23 protein-coding genes are annotated in these 19,095 nt (G+C 62.3%); 9 read left to right on the top strand and 14 right to left on the bottom strand.

From position 1 onward, the window contains the following. Positions 1-2: 2 nt before the first annotated feature. Positions 3-974: an alpha/beta fold hydrolase gene (locus HIM68_RS01205; RefSeq protein ID WP_172168949.1), complete on the bottom strand. Its 972-nt coding sequence runs from the start codon at positions 972-974 to the stop codon at positions 3-5. A gap of 684 nt (positions 975-1,658) precedes the next feature. Between HIM68_RS01205 and HIM68_RS01200 the strand changes: the two genes are divergently transcribed. Beyond that, a complete protein-coding gene (locus HIM68_RS01200; RefSeq protein WP_172168946.1) occupies positions 1,659-2,132 on the top strand; it encodes a phage tail protein in 474 nt (157 codons plus the stop codon). 77 nt (positions 2,133-2,209) lie between these two features. Here the strand turns inward: HIM68_RS01200 and HIM68_RS01195 are convergent, their stop codons facing one another. The 3 genes from HIM68_RS01195 to HIM68_RS01185 all read right to left on the bottom strand — a co-directional run bounded on the left by HIM68_RS01195 (position 2,210) and on the right by HIM68_RS01185 (position 4,323). Next, the gene (locus HIM68_RS01195; protein ID WP_172168943.1) at positions 2,210-2,650 is read right to left on the bottom strand and encodes a YtoQ family protein; all 441 of its coding nucleotides are present in this window, start codon (positions 2,648-2,650) and stop codon (positions 2,210-2,212) included. 156 nt (positions 2,651-2,806) lie between these two features. After that, positions 2,807-3,160 (bottom strand): DUF1801 domain-containing protein, encoded by a 354-nt coding sequence (locus HIM68_RS01190; RefSeq protein ID WP_139907519.1) that lies wholly within the window; start codon positions 3,158-3,160, stop codon positions 2,807-2,809. A 221-nt stretch (positions 3,161-3,381) separates the two neighbouring features. After that, on the bottom strand, positions 3,382-4,323 hold the full coding sequence (locus HIM68_RS01185) for an alpha/beta hydrolase (RefSeq protein ID WP_172168940.1): 942 nt from the start codon (positions 4,321-4,323) through the stop codon (positions 3,382-3,384). Between the two features lie 479 nt (positions 4,324-4,802). On the opposite strand from HIM68_RS01185, the gene HIM68_RS01180 reads away from it, so the two are divergent. Beyond that, complete coding sequence (locus HIM68_RS01180; protein WP_172168937.1) at positions 4,803-5,192, top strand: glyoxalase/bleomycin resistance/extradiol dioxygenase family protein; 390 nt, start codon at positions 4,803-4,805, stop codon at positions 5,190-5,192. A gap of 91 nt (positions 5,193-5,283) precedes the next feature. On the opposite strand, the gene HIM68_RS01175 is transcribed toward HIM68_RS01180, so the two are convergent. Both HIM68_RS01175 and HIM68_RS01170 read right to left on the bottom strand, forming a co-directional pair. After that, on the bottom strand, positions 5,284-5,571 hold the full coding sequence (locus tag HIM68_RS01175) for a putative quinol monooxygenase (RefSeq protein WP_172168934.1): 288 nt from the start codon (positions 5,569-5,571) through the stop codon (positions 5,284-5,286). A 113-nt stretch (positions 5,572-5,684) separates the two neighbouring features. Then, positions 5,685-6,632, bottom strand: coding sequence for a LysR family transcriptional regulator (locus HIM68_RS01170; protein ID WP_172168931.1), 948 nt, complete (start codon positions 6,630-6,632; stop codon positions 5,685-5,687). A 123-nt stretch (positions 6,633-6,755) separates the two neighbouring features. Here HIM68_RS01170 and HIM68_RS01165 point away from each other — a divergent pair, with 123 nt between their 5' ends. Beyond that, entirely contained in the window at positions 6,756-7,748 is a 993-nt protein-coding gene (locus HIM68_RS01165; RefSeq protein WP_172168928.1) for a putative oxygenase MesX, read from the top strand. A 17-nt stretch (positions 7,749-7,765) separates the two neighbouring features. Beyond that, entirely contained in the window at positions 7,766-8,800 is a 1,035-nt protein-coding gene (locus HIM68_RS01160; RefSeq protein WP_172168925.1) for a methionine synthase, read from the top strand. A 332-nt stretch (positions 8,801-9,132) separates the two neighbouring features. On the opposite strand, the gene HIM68_RS01155 is transcribed toward HIM68_RS01160, so the two are convergent. From HIM68_RS01155 to ychF, 6 genes are all read right to left on the bottom strand, one after another. Then, positions 9,133-9,573 carry a HEPN domain-containing protein gene (locus HIM68_RS01155; RefSeq protein ID WP_172168922.1) on the bottom strand — a complete coding sequence of 147 codons (441 nt, stop codon included), beginning with the start codon at positions 9,571-9,573 and terminating at the stop codon, positions 9,133-9,135. Then, on the bottom strand, positions 9,566-10,159 hold the full coding sequence (locus HIM68_RS01150; RefSeq protein ID WP_172168919.1) for an ArsR family transcriptional regulator: 594 nt from the start codon (positions 10,157-10,159) through the stop codon (positions 9,566-9,568). Before HIM68_RS01150 ends, HIM68_RS01155 begins: the two co-directional genes overlap by 8 nt. A gap of 129 nt (positions 10,160-10,288) precedes the next feature. After that, the gene (locus HIM68_RS01145) at positions 10,289-10,735 is read right to left on the bottom strand and encodes an NUDIX domain-containing protein (protein ID WP_172168916.1); all 447 of its coding nucleotides are present in this window, start codon (positions 10,733-10,735) and stop codon (positions 10,289-10,291) included. Further along, a complete protein-coding gene (locus HIM68_RS01140) occupies positions 10,732-11,052 on the bottom strand; it encodes a HigA family addiction module antitoxin (RefSeq protein WP_139466833.1) in 321 nt (106 codons plus the stop codon). The genes HIM68_RS01145 and HIM68_RS01140 overlap by 4 nt, the downstream gene beginning before the upstream one ends. Next, on the bottom strand, positions 11,027-11,308 hold the full coding sequence (locus HIM68_RS01135) for a type II toxin-antitoxin system RelE/ParE family toxin (protein WP_172168913.1): 282 nt from the start codon (positions 11,306-11,308) through the stop codon (positions 11,027-11,029). The genes HIM68_RS01140 and HIM68_RS01135 overlap by 26 nt, the downstream gene beginning before the upstream one ends. A gap of 33 nt (positions 11,309-11,341) precedes the next feature. Beyond that, positions 11,342-12,427 (bottom strand): redox-regulated ATPase YchF, encoded by a 1,086-nt coding sequence (gene ychF, locus HIM68_RS01130; RefSeq protein ID WP_172168910.1) that lies wholly within the window; start codon positions 12,425-12,427, stop codon positions 11,342-11,344. Between the two features lie 72 nt (positions 12,428-12,499). Here ychF and HIM68_RS01125 point away from each other — a divergent pair, with 72 nt between their 5' ends. Further along, on the top strand, positions 12,500-13,696 hold the full coding sequence (locus HIM68_RS01125; protein ID WP_172168907.1) for a DNA recombination protein RmuC: 1,197 nt from the start codon (positions 12,500-12,502) through the stop codon (positions 13,694-13,696). A gap of 72 nt (positions 13,697-13,768) precedes the next feature. On the opposite strand, the gene HIM68_RS01120 is transcribed toward HIM68_RS01125, so the two are convergent. Then, positions 13,769-14,785 (bottom strand): 4-hydroxy-3-methylbut-2-enyl diphosphate reductase, encoded by a 1,017-nt coding sequence (locus HIM68_RS01120; protein WP_139907501.1) that lies wholly within the window; start codon positions 14,783-14,785, stop codon positions 13,769-13,771. A 91-nt stretch (positions 14,786-14,876) separates the two neighbouring features. Here HIM68_RS01120 and xseA point away from each other — a divergent pair, with 91 nt between their 5' ends. Beyond that, positions 14,877-16,169: an exodeoxyribonuclease VII large subunit gene (gene xseA / locus HIM68_RS01115; RefSeq protein ID WP_172168904.1), complete on the top strand. Its 1,293-nt coding sequence runs from the start codon at positions 14,877-14,879 to the stop codon at positions 16,167-16,169. 52 nt (positions 16,170-16,221) lie between these two features. Beyond that, positions 16,222-16,461 (top strand): exodeoxyribonuclease VII small subunit, encoded by a 240-nt coding sequence (locus HIM68_RS01110; RefSeq protein WP_172168901.1) that lies wholly within the window; start codon positions 16,222-16,224, stop codon positions 16,459-16,461. A 20-nt stretch (positions 16,462-16,481) separates the two neighbouring features. Here the strand turns inward: HIM68_RS01110 and HIM68_RS01105 are convergent, their stop codons facing one another. After that, entirely contained in the window at positions 16,482-17,051 is a 570-nt protein-coding gene (locus HIM68_RS01105; RefSeq protein ID WP_253903678.1) for a DUF4245 domain-containing protein, read from the bottom strand. Between the two features lie 198 nt (positions 17,052-17,249). On the opposite strand from HIM68_RS01105, the gene glpX reads away from it, so the two are divergent. Continuing rightward, entirely contained in the window at positions 17,250-18,374 is a 1,125-nt protein-coding gene (glpX, locus tag HIM68_RS01100) for a class II fructose-bisphosphatase (RefSeq protein ID WP_139466822.1), read from the top strand. A 60-nt stretch (positions 18,375-18,434) separates the two neighbouring features. Then, a complete protein-coding gene (locus tag HIM68_RS01095; protein ID WP_139907497.1) occupies positions 18,435-19,061 on the top strand; it encodes a carbonic anhydrase in 627 nt (208 codons plus the stop codon). The last annotated feature ends 34 nt before the right edge of the window (positions 19,062-19,095 follow it).

Genomic DNA, 19,095 nt, shown 5'->3' with positions numbered 1-19,095 from the left:
ATTCAGCTCTCGTTCGTTTGAACGGGCCTCGTCCGATTGCTGACGCGGGAAGCGAAGTCGACGATCTCCGCCTCGACCTCGAGGCGGGTGGTCGGTTCGTTGTGGACTTCGTGGCGGACTCCGGCGAAGACGCGGGTGCGCACATCGTCGTGTCCGGTCGCGCGGAGGCGGTTCGCGACGTGATAGGCGCCTTCGCCGTAGTTCGCGACAGGATCCTGGTCACCTGCGAGGATGAGCACCGGCAGACCGCTGGGGATCGTCGCGTACCAGGAATCGGCATTGGCACCGTCATAGAGTTCGACGAAGCCCTGCAGGAATCGGGAGCTCATCGGGGCGCCGAAGTTGTTGAAGGGGTCGCGCCCATGATCGGCGACGACAGCCTCGTCGAGGGCGACCCAGGCGGTGGGGCCGGCATCCGGACCGAAACGTTCGACGAATCCGTCGAAGAGCTGGCCCACCAATTGATCGGATGCAGGTTCGGCTCGTCGGTTGCCGGTGGCCGCCTCGGCGAGTTCGACACGGTCGATGGTCTGATCGATACCGCGCATCTGCGCAGCGATTCCACACAGAGCCAGCCCCGCGAGGCCAGCCGTCGGATCGGAGGCCATGACCCGTGCAATCATCGATCCCCAACTGTGACCGAACACGATGTACGGCAGATTCGGGAGGATCTCTCGAGCCTCGCGCTGGAGCGTCAGTTCGTCGGCGACGACCACTCGAGCGGCGTCGTCACCTGTATCGACCCAGATTCCCGACTGCATGGCCGTCCGGCCATGGCCGGAATGGTCATCGGCGACGACGGCGAATCCGGAGTCGACGAGGGTGGCGATGAGGTGGTGGTAGCGCCGGGAATGCTCGCCGAGGCCGTGGATGATGTGGATGATGGCTCGAGGTTCAGTGGTCGGTGTGTAGAGCCAGCCGAAGACCGTGTCACGATCGTTGTGAGAGGTGAACTCGATTTCGTGCAGGGCCAAGGTGGGACTCCTCTGTCGTCACGTGTGTCCGCACCGCCGTGGTGCAGTTCGCAAAACCTGTGGAATGCAGATCACCCTACCGCACCGATTCGACCTGGGTGCGGGGACCCTGGGTGCGGGGACGGAGGCTTTCACCTGCTCAATGGCCTTCGGCCCGGCTCGCGGCCACCTCATGCCAGGTGAGTCGCACCTCTCCAGACGTCTGACGAATCGCCTCGACGAGGTCGTCAGTCGCTCCGATGACAGAGCTGATACCGTCCTGACCCGACGATTTGAGCACGATCTGCCATCCAATTCTGCCAGTCGACGGAGACGTCTCCGCCGTATAGCCTCCCCCAAAAGTGAACTTCTGTGCCTTCGGCGACATCAGCATCGGGGTCGGGCCTGAGAGCAGCCTGAAACGTGCGCACCGCGCGCTCGGCGGTAGCACCTGTGATCGAGGCCCGGACTTGAACTACGGTCCACACGTCGAACGGCCAGTCGTTGAGCCAGTGGTCTGACGGTGTGAACGGTTTGACGTCGGTTCCGCTGTGCATGCATTCCTCCTCAGAGGTTCATTGACAGATGTTCATCGGCCCTCGGCGACATGCGGATTCGCTGCCTCATGAGCGAGTCTCTCACCCTTCCTGACGACCGTGGGCCCGGTCGTGGGCGGATATCCAGGATCAGGCATATCCTTGACCCATGCCGTTCGAAGCCGTTTCATTCACCGATGTCTCCACCGCGGGACTCGAATCCTCCCCCATCGCCGAGGCGCTGGCTGGTCTGCGCGCCAACGAGGCACGGTACTTCTCCAACAAATACAAACACACATTCGCCGTGGCCCCGGCCGCCGAGGTACAGGAGGCCCTGAACTGGGTGGAGGAGATCCTTGACTCCGAGCGTGAGATCGTACCGACCTCGCCTGCCCTCGAAGTCAGCATCAATGACGTCGATGGCATCTATTGGGTGCACGTCTTCTACGAGTCCGGGCTCGCAGTCAATGTCCTATGGACACGAGCAGACGATGGCAAGCGGGCCGTCGGCTTCAAACTTTCGGAGGGGATGGACGTGCCTCCCGAGCTGTCGGCGTTCAAGTTCGCCCGTCAGAAGTCGAAGCTCGCCGGGGAGATCCGTGGATCCTTCTTCAAGATCAAGGGTGATCATCCCCTGCCGTAGCGTCACGACGCGCAGGTCCTGAGGCCGCGACCGGCCGTTTTCACTCCTCGGTCGTTCGCGGTCTCAACTCATCGAGTTCAGTCTCTGAGAACATACTTCAGGGTTTCGACCACTTGATCCGTCGTCTGGCACCAGGCCTTGGCTTCGGCATCGACTTCTTTGAGCGGATGCACGATGTCGGCATCGTGGAGGGTCACATAGGGTGTGCCGAGTGCCGCGCAATAGCCGGCATCGAAGGCGGCGTTCCATTGCTTGTACTTGTCTCCGAAGCGCACGACGACCATATCGGCCTTTTCGATCAGGGTCCGGGTGCGGATGGCGTTGACCTTCGCCGACTGGTGATCACGCCAGAAGGCGCTATCGTTCTCGCCGAGGTGGTCACCGGCAGCATCGCTGGCAGGGTGGTCGGTCACGGGTGCGGTGAAATCGATATCCAGACCGGCCGCCTCGGCTCCGCGCTTGACCTCATCGCGCCACTCGGTGTGGATCTCACCGGACAGATAGACAGAGAAACTCAAGTCGATCACTCCTCAAACTTATGGCAGATGGGACTGCTCTCCCTTTAAGCACCACCATAGCCAATCGGAAGTGAGACGCTCAGCCCCGACCGCGCGGCCGAGCCCCAGACATCGCACGAAGTGACGTCTGCGGGCTCAGCCCGGCGATCGTCACCGTCAGGAGGTTGCCGTCCTGACGATATCGGCGATGCGCTTCTCGGCGGCCTCGTCGATGGTCTCGAAGTACCATGCGGCGGGCATCAGCGATCCGTCGGAACCACCGGCTGGGGTGAGTTCGACCTTTTCCGTGAGGGCCAGGTTGACCCGCTCGTCATTACGCAGTGTCACCAGTGCAGGAGTGCTCGCGGACAGAGCATAGGCTGGCATGCCATACCAGATCCGCGGTTTGAGACTGGGGGCGACGGTCACGATGATGTCGTGCGCTCGCTGCATGAGCGATCGTTCCGGTTCGTCCATCTTCGCGATCTTGTCGGTCACCTGGGACAGGTTCTTCTCGTCTTTGGTCGTCATGTCATGTCCTTACGTCAGCCGGTGTGTCGCACCGGCGGTTGAAGACGGCGCAGAAATGCGCCGCACCCCATCTGGACATGTTCCGGGCCGACCGGAGCTCTCCGCAATGATTCAGGCTTAGGTACCTGGAAGTGCTGGCAACCGTACGTGCTGCCGGTTTCCACGATACCTGCATCGATGCCTCCCCGCCAGAGCAGCCGAGATCCACAACGGACGTGTGGCTAGCGAAGTTGTTCGGATAAGTAGGCCTCTGCGATGCTCAGGTGTCCCTGGCTGCCGATTGAGTTCTTCGCCTTCTGCGGGTACGCATGATTGGCGAGGGGAACTTTCACGGTTGTGACGTCGACGCCACGACTTCGGGCCGATTCGGCCCATGAAAGCTGGTCGGTTGGGGTGATCACGTCATCGCGCATCGCTGTCATCATGAGCATCGGCGGCGCGGGTGCTTTCAGATGCGTAACGGAATCGGCCACTGCATAGCGTTCCGGATACTCCTCCGGTGTGCCACCGGTGTAACTGGTCGCGAACAGGCGCGTGCCGGATCCCGCACCGGGCCCGGTGGGTGCGTTCTCGTAGAGGCCCGTCACGTCGAACGCCGGGTAGTCGGCAATCACCGCCGCCGGAACCGGAACCTTCCCACCGCAGGACGATTCGGCGTCGCCTTGCGCTGCGGCACCGGCGGTATTGGCGACCATGTTGCTGCCCGAACTCTCGCCCCAGAACGCAAGGCGATCGGTGTCTGCACCGATTGTGTCTGCGTGGGTCTGAATCCAGCTTGCCGCACAGGCGACCTGCGATGGTGCGCTCTGCCAGGTGGCGTTATCCAGGGTGGCGAGTTCGTATTCGACCGATACGACCAGGTAGCCGTGATCGGCGAGTTCACGGAGCTCTGAGCTCGCTGCGTTCGGTTCGCCTGCGATCCAACCGCCTCCGTGGACGTACATGATCGTCGGAGCTGAACCCTTCGCTCTCTCAGGTTCGTAGATCGATACGGAGAGGTCATCGCCTGAGCTGGACTTGTCGTACACTTCCTTGCGATCAGGCGATGCCGAGTCGATCGCCGAGAGCCCGAACGTCGCAGTGAACAGATTCACCGAACCACCGGCCGAGGTGATGGCAACGAGGAGCACAATGACGACAGCCAGATTCGCGATTGTGCTCACCGCTCCGAATCCTGTCACCACAGCTCCGGTCCGTCGTCGGCCTCGGCGCAGGCAGAAGATTCCAAACCCAAGCACAATCGCTCCGGTCACAGTCGCTATCGGCGCAATCGTCGGCGCAAACCGAGCAGCGGCGGAACTGAACGGGCCAAGCCCGGGAATAAGCGATGCCAGGCCGATGACCGCAGCGATCGCACCGAGCACGAGCGCGAGGATGAGGCCCGTTGCCCGAACTGTTTTGGTCACGCGCTGAGGCACCGCGGGCTGTGACGAATTCTTGCTGGCTGTCATCTTCGGTCCTCGCCTTCCGAGCTTTCGGGTTGAGATTCCCTCTGCGGCAGATCTCATCGTGGCGGTCACCTGCTGGCGCCAGGGGTCACTCTAACGCAGGCTGATTCTCACGACCTTGATGAATCAGGTGCGATGACGACTATTCGTGCCTATCTTTGACGACGTCAGCAGCCCAGAGGCAATGTAGCCGCATGACGCTCTTTCGCACGCCTCAGATCGTGCTGTTCACCCGCGACATCGACCGCGCGACGAACTTCTATCGGCGCCTCGGCTTCGAGGAGGCATTTCGCACCCCTCGAGTTGGAACACCCATACACGTCGACCTCACCCTAGATGGGTACCGAATCGGGCTCGCAACTGAAACGAGCACCCGCAATGACCACTGCCTCGACCCGGTCGCCGACGGCCAGCACGCAGCGGTGATCCTCTGGACTGACGACGTCCACGCAGGCTACGCGCATCGGGTCGATCTCGGTGCAACCCCGATCAAGCCACCGGAACCTTGGCTCGACCACCTGCTCATCGCTTGGGCCGAGGACCCAGAAGGACATCTGATTCAGGTCGTGCAGACTGTCAGCTGACCAAGTCTCGCCCGCAGTACAAGTCATACCTTGAACCGGAACTCCACCGGAATGCTTCACGGAAAGTGATCAACCCTCCGAACCCAGATAATCAGGAGTCCGCACCATAGTCGATCGTGTACTCCCGCATGATTCCTTCCGTCACTCGGCCCCAGTCACTGACCCGCACTCGCGCTTGATGGGAATCGAACGCATGCTTGTCGACGAACCTCTCGGACACCATCCACACGAGTGGATCCGCCGTCGGTTCGACACTGAAGTGAAGACACCCGGATTCGGCGCGAGTGAGCTCGACATGCCGGTCAAGATAGCCGGCGACGATGTCCGCCTCGTTGCCGTCGGCACAGATGAGCCTGCCTCTTAATGTGACGACAGACATGCGGCCTCCAGAGGTGTGAATGCGGCGACAGCATCACGCAACAGGCGCTGAACCATCCGCAACTCGTCGTTCGACCGCAGGTTCATCCAGAACTCCTTTGGTGCTGTCCTCGGTCACGGCTGATCGAGCAGCGCAATGCCGAAACCGCCGACGACGGCCCGAACTTCGTCGAGGTAGCGTTGCGCCTGTTCGGTCAGCGGGATCCCGGAATGATCGATCCAGCCGATCTCGATGCGTTCATCGACCTCGAGTGGAATCGCGACGATGGCCGGATCGAGATCGTCGCTGATGATGCCCGTCGAGATGGTGTAGCCGTCGAGACCGATCATCAGATTGAAGATGGTCGCACGGTCAGAAACCCGGATCTCCTGCTTGCTCGACAGGGTGGAGAGAATCTCCTCGGCGAAGGAGAACGAGTTGTTCGCCCCCTGGTCGAAAGTGAGGCGCGGCAGGGCAGTGAGATCGTCAAGGGTGACGCGGTGGCGGGAGGCAAGCGGGTTCGTACGAGAGATGAAGATGTGAGGGGAGGCGAGGAAGAGCGGGTGGAACGCAAGCCCGGAATCTCGCAGCAGTTTGTCGATGACCTTCCTGTTGAAGTCGTTGCGGTAGAGGATGCCGAGCTCACTGCGGAGCGTGCGAACGTCTTCGATGATGTCCCAGGTACGCGTCTCTCGCAGTGAGAACTCGTACTCGGCAGCATCGCTGGCCTTGACCATCCGAACGAAAGCATCGACGACGAACGAGTAGTGCTGCGCCGAGACTCCGAGCAGACGCCGTGACGGTGGGCGCCCTAGGTAGTGCTGCTCGAGGAGTTCCACCTGTTCGACGACCTGCCGGGCATAGCCGAGGAACTCCACACCGTCGTCAGTCAACGTCACCCCGCGGGCGGATCGGACGAGCAGAGCGCGATCCACACGGGTCTCCAGGTCCTTCATCGCGGCAGACATGGTCGGCTGAGAGACATAGAGGAGATCGGCGGCGGCGGTGATCGACCCCTCCGACGCGACCTCGATGAAGTACTGGAGTTGCAGCAGCGTGATGTTCTTCAGACCTCGAGACATAGATCAAGGCTATAGGAATCCATAGTTCCCCCGAGTTACCCGATGACCACAGGGGACGGGCAGGATGGATCACAGACACGCCAGCGACCACAACCGGCCGCACACCCACCGAATTGGACGTCCATGACACCTGAGTTCTCATTCAGCATCACCACGACTCGATTCGACGAGGACTACTCGCCGTCGGAGAGCACCCGAGCGACGACGAACTTCGCCAACCTCGCCAGGGGCGAGGACCGTCAGCAGAACCTCCGCACTGCTCTGAGCATCATCAATCGCCGCTTCAACGAACTCGCGTCCTGGGACAATCCCGACCGGGATCGCTATGTCCTCGAACTCGACATCGTCTCCGGAGGACTTCACTTCACCTCGGGCGGCCGGGAACAGGAGTTCCCGCTGCTCGAAGTCCTGGATATCCAGATCATCGACAGACTCACTGGAAAACGTCACCCCGGGATCGTGGGGAACAATTTCTCGTCCTTCGTCCGCGATTTCGATTTCAGCGTGCGGCTGCCGGCTGCCAATGAGGCCGCAACCGAGTTCACGGTCCCCGATGACTTCGGTGATCTGCATGGCAAACTATTCCAACACTTCCTCGATTCTGCCGCCTATCGGGAACGGTTCCAGACGGCACCCGTGATCTGCATCAGCGTGTCCACGAGCAAGTCGTACCATCGGACCGAGAATCACCACCCGATTCTCGGGTTCGAATACCAGCAGGACGACTACTCGCTGACCGATGACTACTTCGCAAAGATGGGACTCCAGGTGAGGTATTTCATGCCATCGGGCAGCGTCGCACCGCTGGCCTTCTACCATCGCGGCGACCTCCTCGGCGACTATTCCGATCTGGCGCTCATCGGCACGATCTCCACGATGGAGACTTTCCAGAAGATCTATCGGCCAGAGATCTACAACGCGAATACCGCCGCCGGAGAGGTCTACCGGCCGACGCTGGACCGGCACGACTTCTCGGAGATGCCGGTCACCTATGATCGCGTCGAACGCAACCAGCTCGGCATCAGACAGGGAAAGTTCACGGAGGAGTTCTTCGTCAACCCGCACCGAGAGATGCTCGAGCAGTGGGCGTCCGACCGACCCGTCCCAGTCGCATGACCGCAGGAGAAGAAACGATGACCCAGCCGCTGTTGCCCACCTCAATCGTCGGCAGTCTGCCGAAGCCGTCCTGGCTCGCGCAGCCCGAAACCCTCTGGTCCCCCTGGAACCTCCAAGGCGATGCCTTGGTCGAGGGCAGGCACGATGCCCTGCGCATCTCGACTCATGAGCAGACCAACCGCGGCATCGACATCGTCAGCGACGGAGAGCAGACCCGCCAACACTTCGTGACGACGTTCATCGAGCATCTCAGCGGAGTCGACTTCGAGAAGCGCAAGACGGTTCGGATCCGCGATCGCTACGACGCAAGCGTACCCACAGTCGTCAGCGCCGTGAGCCGTGAGAAACCGGTCTTCGTCGACGATGCGAAGTTCCTCCGCCAGCAGACCGATCAGCCGATCAAGTGGGCGCTGCCGGGACCGATGACGATGATCGACACACTCTATGACGACCATTACAAGAGCCGCGAGAAGCTGGCATGGGAATTCGCCACGGTCCTCAATCAGGAGGCAAAGGATCTGGAGGCGGCGGGAGTGGACATCATCCAGTTCGACGAGCCCGCATTCAATGTCTTCTTCGAGGAGATGAAGGACTGGGGAGTCGCCGCGCTCGAACGAGCAGCGGAAGGTCTGCGGGCCGAAACCGCAGTGCATATCTGCTACGGCTATGGGATCAAGGCGAACAACGACTGGAAAACGACCCTCGGGTCCGAGTGGCGCCAATACGAGGAATCCTTCCCCCTCCTGCAGCGCTCGAGCCTCGACATCGTCTCGCTCGAATGCCACAACTCCCATGTCCCGATGGACCTCATCGAACTGATCCGCTGCAAGAAGGTCATGCTCGGTGCCATCGACGTGGCAAACGAGACCATTGAGACACCGGAGGAGGTCGCCGCGACTCTGCGCAAGGCTCTGAAGTTCGTCGACGCCGACAAGCTCATTCCAAGCACGAACTGCGGCATGGCCCCCTTCGCGCGCGACGTCGCCCTCGCGAAGATGAGCGCCTTGAGTGCGGGAACAGCGATCGTCCGCAAGGAGCTGTCTAGGGGCTGATCGCCGCCGCACTCCATCCGCACACGTCCAGAGCCGTCCGGCCTCTCCGCAACTATTCGGGCGTTCTGAGCCGGGGAAGTGCAGTGACAGCTCAAGCTGTCGTTGCCACAGTGCCCCAGCCTCTGCCGCAGACGTTGAAGCGGAACCTTCGGCAGACCGGATTCCGCGAAGAGTCGAACGGCTGCGCGACTACGAGAGGTGTGATCGCAGAGATCCTGTCGCGCAGCACCCGACGCTCACGACGCAGCCCGCAGCTCGACTTCAGGTTCATCCAGAACTCTTCCGCCGTGTCGAAGCCGATGCGGGCGAAAAACTGCACCCAAATTCGTCGACTACCCGTCGCGACGCACGTACTCGGCACAGACATCGACGATCCGAACGGCCGCGGTGATCGCTTCAGCCACGTCTTGGTTCGTCGCTGTCGGTCGATCGTCGTCGGGATACTCAGTCGCGTTGCGCACTTGACGCATCCACTCAAACTCGCCCAAGGCACTGTCGTTGACGAAGCCCGCTGCCGCGATCCCGGTGTTGCGATGAGCTCCGCCCACGGGTCGGACACGGAACCCTTCGGCGGCAAGAACCGCGACGAGCGCTTTGCGCGCACCATCGTACGCCGCTGTGAACGCCATCGCGTGATCGTCGGTATCAGCAAGCAGCTCTGCCGTACGGATATGGCGTTCTGCGGTCACGACCACAGCCAGCGCATGCTCGCGATTCCGCTCCACACGCTCCAGTCTTCGGTTCACGAGCATCTGATTGACGATCTCAGGCAAGGATCTCACCGGACCTCACATCGACTAAGGGGCGTGACCGAATCGTCGAGACGAACGGCGACGGGTCCTCAGAGTTCCAGTCAACCGGTGCGATACGCGTGATGTTCACGGGCAAGTCGAGCTTGTCACCTGCTTCGGCCGCAATCCCCGAGAGCGTCCTCCGCGGCGTCTCCCCCACGACGAGGACGTCTAAGTCGTTGGGAAACTCACCGCTTTCCCCGGACCGGCGCGCGGCCCAAGATCCGTAGATCAGCAGCTCCTCCACCCCGTCGATCCCGTCGAAGAGCTCACGCAAGACCGGCACCGGCCCGTAGGTCGCCGCGATCAGATCTCGCATCAGAGCGAACAATGGGTGGTCGGCATTCGCACTCACGAGACGGTTTCGCCCCTCATACCGGTCACGAAGCACGGCGGAGTCGACCAGTCGCCCCACTTCGCGGTGCACGACCGGGCCGCTCGTGTCCGTGCGCCGCCCAAGCTCTGCCAGCGTAAACTCCCGCTCAGGGTGCCCGAGAGTCTCGGCCAGAATCGCCCCAACGGCATCCGAGCGCACGAAAGGCGTCAGCTGCGGTGCGATATTCTTCATAGAACACGAAGATATCTTCCACTTATAGGAAGAGTCAAGAGTGTGGGCATCACTCGATGGACCGGAACTCCACCGAGTTCCGGCACGGAACAACGTCTCAAACCCCACGCTCGGCAAGCACGGGAGACCTCAGCGGAGGAACCATGTCTCGATCACGCCCTGAGTCTCTGGCGTACATGACGCACCAATGACATCCCTTGCAGTGATCCATCGAGCCGCGACGTGCTCGTCCGAGAGCTTCACAATACGATCGGCCAACGGCACTGACACTGTGAACTGTCGCGTCAGTCTCCCCGAAGCGGATCTATAGTCGAAGTGCTCAAGGAAGTCGCCATCGATCACCTCAGACTCGAATCCGACTTCTTCGAGCAGTTCACGATCAAGCGCCGCTGTGAGTGACTCCCCGACCTCAACGCCACCAGAGGGCAGTTCATCGATCCCAGGCAGGAAGTCGTCCAGTTCGCTACGAGTGACGACCAGCACAGACCCATCTGAATGTATCACCGCGCCGACCACGAACTTCTCCACGCCGTCACGTTGTGCAGAATCGCGGAGCTCTTCCACGAGGACAGTCACGCAACCTCCAACGGTGTGATCGCGGCAACCTTGTCGTGCAGGACACGGCGCTCAAGCCGAAGCTCGTAGTTCGACTGCAGATTCATCCAGAGCTCCTCGGACGTTCCGAAGTAGCGCGCCAGACGGATCGCCGTATCAGCGGTGATCCCCCGCTTGCCGTGCACGATCTCGTTGATCCGGCGTGGCGGCACGCCGATGGACACCGCGAGCTTGTTCTGAGTGATCCCGAAGCCCTCGATGAAGTCCTCCATCAGGATCTCTCCCGGGTGGATCGGCTCGATCAGGTCGGCCTCAGTGGTAGTCGACGAGTTCGACATCGTCCGCACCTCCCTCTCTCCAGACGAAGCAGATACGCCATTGCGCGTTGACGCGGATGCTGTGCTGCCCGTTTCGGTCGCCGACCAGACGCTCCAGGCGGTTGCCCCGCGGGACCCGGAGATCCTCGACATCCTTCGCCGCATGGATCAGCTCGAGCTTCCGCATGGCCGCCCGCTGCACCGTCCGGTCGACGCGCTTGACGTACTGCTCATGCCAGATGCGCTCGGTGTCCTTGCTGCCGAACGATCTGATCACGAGAGCATTCTATAACGGAAACCGTCAATAACGCTAGACGTTAAACCGGAACTCGACCACGTCCCCATCGACCATGATGTAATCCTTGCCTTCCATCCGGACCTTGCCGGCGGACTTCGCGGCAGCCATCGAACCGTTCGCATCGAGATCATCGAAGGACACGATTTCGGCCTTGATGAAGCCCTTCTGGAAGTCTGTATGGATGACTCCGGCCGCCTCGGGGGCGGTGGCACCCTTCGGAATCGTCCACGCACGGGATTCCTTGGGCCCGGCCGTCAGATAGGTCTGCAGACCCAGGGTGTCGAAGCCGACTCGGGCGAGCTGATCGAGTCCGCTCTCTTCCTGGCCGGTCGATTCGAGCATCTCCCGGGCTTCCTCCTCGTCGAGTTCGGCGAGTTCGGACTCGAACTTCGCGTCGAGGAAGATCGCCTCGACGGGAGCCACCAGTGCCCGCATCTCATTCTTCTTGTCCTCATCGGCGAGCACCTCGTCGTCGACATTGAACACGTAGAGGAAGGGCTTGACCGTCATCAGCTGCAGCTCGCGCAGTGCACTGACATCGAACTTCTCGGCCTGCATCGCCTGGTAGAGCGTCCGCCCGCCTTCGAGGATCTCGGTGGCGGCATCGATCGCAGTCAGCTGCTCAGCAGGAGCGCGCTTGCCCTTGACTTCCTTCTCGATCCGGGGCCGAGCCTTCTCCAATGTCTGGAGGTCGGCGAGGATGAGCTCGGTATTGATCGTATCGATGTCGTCTGCGGGGCTGATCTTGCCGTCGACGTGGACGACGTCGTCGTCGACGAATCCGCGGATGACCTGGCAGATCGCATCGGCTTCGCGGATGTTGGCGAGGAACTGGTTGCCCAGGCCTTCCCCTTCGGAAGCGCCGCGCACGATTCCAGCGATATCGACGAAGTCGACGGTGGCATTGAGGATGCGTTCGGAGCCGAAGATCTCAGCCAGTCGCGTGAGTCGCTCGTCCGGCAGCGGGACCACACCCACGTTCGGTTCGATCGTCGCGAACGGGTAGTTCGCCGCGAGAACTTGGTTCTTGGTCAGTGCGTTAAACATGGTCGACTTGCCGACATTGGGCAGTCCCACGATTCCAATAGTCAAAGCCACGGTATCCAAGTCTAGCCGTCGCCGAGGTGGTCCTCGAATTCTCGTGTCAGTGCCCTCTGTCACCCTGGGATCATGAATGCTTTCCCCGCATCCGCAGTCATCATCGTCTTCATCGTGGCGATCGTCCTCGCCGCCGCGCTCGGATTCCTCCTCGGCCGCAGTCTCACCCGTTCCCGCTATCTCGAGAGACTCACTCGCGCCGAGACCACGTCACGCATCCTGTCCGAGCGCACCGAAGATCTCGAGGCCGATGCGCAGATGGCCGGTGAGATCACCGCCGCCATCGGGCCGTTGGCGGCAAGCGTGAAGAATCTGCAGGAGAACCTGCACTCCCAGGACCGCACGCAGATCGAACAGATCACCCGACTGAACTCCCAGATCGGGCACCTCAGCCAACAGAACCTCCGCCTCCAGGAATCGACCGGGTCACTGGCCAACGCTTTGAACTCGACGACCCACCGTGGAGACTGGGGCGAGGTCCAGCTCAAACGCATCGTCGAATATGCCGGCCTCCTCCCCCACGTCGACTTCGACACGCAGGTCAGCGCCGACCGGGACGGCAAGCGCCATCGCCCCGATATGGTCGTCCACCTGCCCGGCGGCGGCACGATCGTCATCGATGCAAAGACTCCCCTGTCGGCGCGGATGAACGAGGATTCCGGCGAGGCGGCCGACTCCGGCACGGGCGGTCAGGACCATGCCCGCGCCCTGTTGCGCCATGTTGATGCGCTGGCATCGAAAGAGTACTGGAAGGCGTTCGAAGCCTCCCCCGACTTCGTCGTCTGCTTCGTGCCCACCGACGGTCTGCTCTCCGCGGCCGCGGCAAGCTACCCGAAGATGATCGATCATGCACTGGGCAAGAACGTCGTCCTCGCCTCACCAGCGACTCTGCTGGTGCTGTTGAAGACCGTGGCGCTCAACTGGCGGCAGGCGGACATGTCCACCTCGGCGGCCGAAGTGCTGCGGCTGGGCACGGAACTCTACGAACGCATCGGCACTTTGGTGACTCATGTGTCACGGATGGGAGCCAGCCTGGACCGCTCCGTCGAGGACTACAACCGGTTCGTCTCGTCCTTGGAGTCCCGGTTCCTCGTCACCGCCAGAAAGTTTCCGTCGACCGGGATCGTCGCCGACGAACTCGATGCCGTGGCCGAACTCGATACTCGCACTCGCGGCATCAGCGCAGAAGAACTCAGTCGGCCGCGGGCCATGGACTTCGACGGACGCGGTCCGACTCATCTGCGTGATCGGCAGACGGGGACAAGCTGAGAATCGACAGCGTTCGTCGACTCCGTTGAGTCGTGGAACTCCCCGTCGCGCCGCGCAGCGGAATTGCTCAGCTCAGCCGAGCTTGCGCAGTTCCTTCGGCAGCGAGAAGATGAGGTCCTCTTCGGCGGTGACGACCTCTTCGACGGTGTCGAATCCGTATTCGGCCAGCAGCTGCAGCACGTCCTGGACGAGGTTCTCCGGAACGCTCGCACCTGAGGTGACACCGACCGTGGCCACGTCGTGGAACCATGTCTCGTCGATCTCGCGGGCGAAGTCGACACGGTAGGCAGCCTTCGCCCCGTGTTCGAGAGCGACTTCGACGAGGCGAACGGAGTTCGAGGAGTTCGCCGACCCGACGACGATGACGAGATCCGCGTCGGGCCCGACCTTCTTCACCGCGACCTGCCGGTTCTGTGTCGCGTAGCAGATGTCATCGCTGGGTGGATTCTGCAGGTGCGGGAAGCGCTCACGCAGGATCTCAACCGTTTCCATGGTCTCGTCCACGCTCAAGGTCGTCTGTGAGATCCACACCAGCTTCTCGGCATCGGGAACCTCGATGGTGCGGGCCTCTTCCGGGCTCTGCACCAGTGTGATGTGCTCCGGCGCCTCGCCCATGGTGCCTTCGACCTCTTCATGCCCGGCATGGCCGACGAGGAGGATGCGGAAGCCGTCCCGGGCGAACCGGATGGCCTCCTTGTGGACTTTCGTCACCAACGGGCATGTCGCATCGATCGTCGACAGCGAACGCTGGGCAGCCTCGGTGTGCACGGCCGGTGAGACTCCATGAGCGGAGAACACGACCCGAGCACCTTCCGGGACTTCATCGGTGTCATCGACGAAGACGGCCCCGCGTTCGGACAGGGTCTCGACGACATGCCGGTTGTGCACGATCTCCTTGCGGACATAGATCGGTGCGCCGAAGTGCACGAGGGCGCGCTCAACGGCGATGACAGCACGATCCACGCCGGCACAATAGCCTCGCGGTGCGGCCAGCAGCACCCTCTTGTCTGCATTGACCGGAGTGCGGATCTCGCCCGGTGCCAAACGCCGGCGCGGAATGGTCGGGGCAGGTACTGAAACGACGCTCACCCGTTCAGTCTAAGCCGGAGCCATCGACTGCGGCCAGGAATGGGCTGCGTCAGTGCCGTTCGTTAGGCTTGGGATTCGGAAGGGGACTTAAATGGCGCAAAGAATTTCCGGCACTCCCGGCACGCTCGGTGAAACAGCCGAGCCGAAGGAGCTCGCCGCCACCGCAGCCGAGACCACGGCGGAGAATCCGTGGCCGCTGAGTCTGCTGTCTTCGAAGATGAAATCCTATATCGACCGCATGTCGAGCGTGTGGATCGAAGGGCAGGTCGTCGAGCTCAACCATCGAGGCAAGGCCAGCTACCTGACCCTGCGCGACACCGATGTCGAGATGTCCTTGCCGGTCCAGATCTGGAAGAACGTCCTCGACCGCACCGGGGCTCCTCTGACCGAAGGCAGCCACGTCGTCGCCAATCTCAAAGCCGATTTCTGGACTAAGACCGGTCGGCTGACGATGCGCGCCAACGATATCCGCGCCGTCGGCCTCGGCGAACTCCTCGCCCGCCTCGAACGATTGAAGAAACAGCTGGGCGCCGAGGGGCTCTTCGATCCCAACCGGAAGCTGCGCCTGCCGTTCCTGCCGAACCGGATCGGGCTGATCACCGGACGGGATTCGGATGCGCAGAAGGACGTCATCCGCAATGTGCACCTTCGCTGGCCTGCCGCCGAATTCGAAGTCCGCAACTGTGCAGTGCAAGGCCCGGATGCCGTGCCGGGAGTGATGAAGAACCTCGCCGAACTCGACGCCGACCCGCAGATCGATGTCATCGTCATCGCCCGCGGCGGCGGCAGCATGGAAGACCTCCTGCCGTTCTCCAACGAAGCCCTCGTCCGTGCCGTCTCCGCCGCGCAGACACCGGTCGTCTCGGCGATCGGGCACGAGGCGGACCGGCCCATCCTCGATGAGGTCGCTGACATGCGGGCGTCAACACCAACAGATGCCGCAAAGAGGATTGTTCCGGATGTCGCCGAGGAAGGCATGAATCTGCTGCGTGCCCGTGCCGAGCTCGAAGCTGCCGTCAATCGCATCCTCGACCGCGAACAGGAGATGCTCACCGCCGTGCGATCACGGCCGGTGCTCGCCGAACCGCAGACGATGATCACCGCGCATGAGAACGAGCTGACAACGATCCGCCGCCGCAGCCTGCAGGCGACGAACGGACGGCTCATCCAAGCTCAGAACGAGATCCAGCATCTTCGTTCCCAAGCCAGGTCCCTCTCTCCCCTGCGGACGTTGGAGCGCGGCTACGCCGTGGTGCAGACCGACGAAGGTCAGGCCGTCCGCAATGCCGCCGAAGTCGCCGCCGGCGACACCGTCCATGTCCGGGTCGCTCGTGGTCGTTTCGACGCAGATATCACCGAGGTCACTCCGGAGACCGACGATTGACTACAACTCCACACTCTGTCCACGTTTCACACACTCTGCGAAGGAGACACCGATGACCGAACCGACGACCCAACAGGACCAGCCCGATATCAGCACGCTCAGCTACGAGCAGGCGCGCGAAGAACTCGTCATGACCGTCAAGCGTCTGGAGACCGGCAACCTGCCGCTCGAAGAGTCACTGCGGCTGTGGGAGCGCGGCGAGGCTCTGGCCGACCGGTGCCAGGCGTGGCTCGACGGAGCACGGGAACGCCTCGACAAGGCCCGTGAGGAAACCTCGAACGACACCGAATAGAACTTCGGGTCAGCCTGGGATCACTTCAGTTCGGCGGCGACCTGATCGGCGAAGCTGTTGACGGTGTCCGGCGCAGCGGTGGCAGTCAGAACGACATACATATCGCCCTTGTGCGTGACCCAGTATTCCTTAGCTTCCTCGGTGCGGTAGACCTGGAAGTCGGCGCCGCCGACGGTCACCTTCTCGGCGGCGACAGCCTCATCGGTCTTCCGCTTCGCCCAGTTCGCACTCGCTTCGGCCTGTTCGATGCTCACCCATTGGTCGTCGGGGCCGATGAACGACATGTACCACGAGGTGTATTCGGAGTCGCCCACGCGGTCGAGGCTGGCTTCGTTCGACGTCCATCCGCGCGGGATCTGCGGAACGATGAGGTCGAAATCGGCGTTGCCCTGGGACTGCTCGGCGATCCCCTGATAGTCGACGACACGTTCTGAGTCGACTTCGGGCTGCGGGGCGAGGAACAGGATCCCGACGGCGACCGCCAGACAGGCGAGGATCGCGATGACCATATTGACCCAGTTCGAGTTCTTGCGCAGGAAGCGCATCTCTTCCCGGGACCCCGGCAGCATCACTCCGGACTCATCAGCCATGGACTCTCCCCTAGGACTCGTCGTCGCCTCGTCGACGACCGTTCGAGTACCCGTCTCGTCGGCAGCATTTCGGACATTCACACCGCCATTGTCCTCGGCTCGCGCGCGAAGGGCCAATTCCGGCCCGAGGACGTGACTGCGGCCACAAGCGGACACCGCTGTCGCGACCTCGATCACAGGGGTGGCACAATTGGAGGCATGAGTGACTCCAAAGAGCCTGTTGACGTGAAATCTCACCATGACCGAGGACGAGTTGATGAGGAGGCTCCGCCTGTCGCAGTGACCGACTCATGGTCACAGAAGGCTCAGGTCGAGTCGGATGCTCCGGACCGCAACTTGGCTCTGGAGCTCGTCCGAGTCACCGAGGCCGCAGCCATCGCCGCCGCCCCCTGGGTCGGCCGCGGCGACAAGAACGCAGCCGACGGAGCAGCCGTGGCCGCGATGCGCAATGTCATCTCCACCGTCCGCATGGCCGGCACCGTCGTCATCGGCGAAGGTGAGAAGGACGAAGCTCCGATGCTCTTCAACGGCGAGCAGGTCGGCGACGGCGGAGGACCGCACTGCGATGTTGCTGTCGACCCGATCGACGGCACTCGCCTGACCGCTCTGGGCATGCCCAATGCGATCTCGGTCATGGCTGTGACCGAAGACGGTGCGATGTATGACCCCTCTGCCGTGTTCTACATGGAGAAGCTCGTCACCGGCCCCGATGCCGCTGACGCCGTCGACATGCGTCTGCCGATCGCTGAGAACATCCGCCGCGTCGCCAAGGCGAAGGGAACGAAGGATCCCGCCTCGGTGACGGTGATGATCCTCGACCGCCCCCGCCACCAGCAGATGATCGATGAGATCCGCGCCGCCGGAGCCCGCATCCAGCTCATCACCGATGGCGACGTCGCCGGAGCCATCGCCGCCTGCCGTCCGGGAACCGGCGTCGACATGCTCATGGGCATCGGCGGTACCCCCGAAGGCATCATCACCGCCTGCGCCATCAAAGCACTCGGCGGAGTCATCCAGGGCCGTCTGTGGCCGCAGGACGACACAGAGCGCGAGGCCGCGGCCAAGGCCGGCCTCGACATCAATCAGGTGCTCAACACCGATGACCTCGTCACCGGTGACAACAGCTACTTCGTCGCCACAGGCATCACGAACGGCGACCTGCTCGACGGAGTGAAGTTCCAGGGTGGCCACGTCACCACGCATTCCCTGGTGATGAGGTCGAAGTCGGGGACCGTCCGGCAGGTCTTCGCCGAGCACCAGGCCGCGAAGACCCACTCCTACGTGGAGGCCGCCGAAGAAGCCGCACGCCGCGGATTGGTCTGACCTCCAATCGCACCCGGTCCCGGGCGCGATGCACACAACTCGGAAGCAGGTGCGAAAGCAATGCCCAATCAGGCGTGGAAGCGACTCCTCGAGGGAAACCAGCGTTTCGTCGACGATGTCCCTCAGCACCCCAACCAGGACACGGCGCGACGTGAGTCACTGTCGGGCAGCCAGACCCCGTTCGTCACTCTCTTCGGCTGCTCGGATTCCCGAGTCGCCGCAGAGATGATCTTCGATGTCGGCCTCGGTGACATGTTCGTCGTGCGCAATGCCGGACAGGTCGTCGACCCGGTAACCTTGGGCTCGCTCGAATACGGAGTCGAGATGCTCGGCACTCCCCTGCTCGTCGTGCTCGGCCACGACAGCTGCGGGGCCGTGACCGCCGCCTACAACGCCTACGACTCGGGTGAGACTCCCCCGGGATTCATCTCCGACGTCGTCGCCCGCATCCTGCCGACAGTGGCCCGGGCCCGAAAGAACGGGCGCACCACGATCAACGAGACCGTCGGGCAGAACACCATGGACACGGTCGACAAGATCATGCAGCTGTCCACGATCATCAAGACCGCCGTCGACGACGGCCGACTCATCATCGTCGGACTCACCTACCAACTCCACGACGGCCACACTACGGTCGTCGCCCAATACGGAGGCGACGAGGCCGCGGTCTCCACCTATGCTTCCTGAGCGACCAGCCACCTCGGTGGACAGCCGTTCAGTC

Source organism: Brevibacterium sp. CT2-23B (genome assembly GCF_013168765.1).
GTDB lineage: Bacteria > Actinomycetota > Actinomycetes > Actinomycetales > Brevibacteriaceae > Brevibacterium > Brevibacterium sediminis.
This window is presented reverse-complemented; position numbering and strand designations above follow the sequence as displayed.